Annotated in this window: 1 protein-coding gene; it reads right to left on the reverse strand. The window is 69.2% G+C overall.

Annotated elements, in window-relative coordinates; translation table 11 throughout:
* Positions 1–386 (reverse strand): aldehyde dehydrogenase family protein (locus tag ACFHWU_RS29485; RefSeq protein WP_416592351.1); only part of this gene is annotated, 386 nt, incomplete at both ends.

Consider the following 386-nt stretch of genomic DNA (forward strand, 5'->3'; position numbering starts at 1 on the left):
TCCGGTACGCCCGCCGCCGCCATCACCTCCGCCAGCAGCGTCGCCGACGCCGGCGTCTCCTCCGACGGCTTCACCACCACGGCGTTACCGCACGCCAACGCCGGAGCCACCTTCCACGTCAGCAGCAACAGCGGCAGATTCCACGGCACGATCACCGCGACAACGCCGACGGGTTTACGGACCGCGTAGTTCAACGCCCGACCACCCGACGACGTGACCGTCGTGAACGACTCCGTCGGCGCCGTCGCAGCGATCTCCGCGAACGCCCGGAAGTTCGCCGCCCCACGCGGAACGTCGAGGGTCCGGGCCTGACCGACCGGCTTACCGGTATCCGCCACCTCAGCAGCCACCAGATCATCGAACCGGCGATCCAACTCGTCGGCCAC

Origin of the sequence: Micromonospora sp. LOL_015, from assembly GCF_048060275.1 — a bacterium.
Classification (GTDB): Bacteria; Actinomycetota; Actinomycetes; order Mycobacteriales; family Micromonosporaceae; genus Micromonospora_E.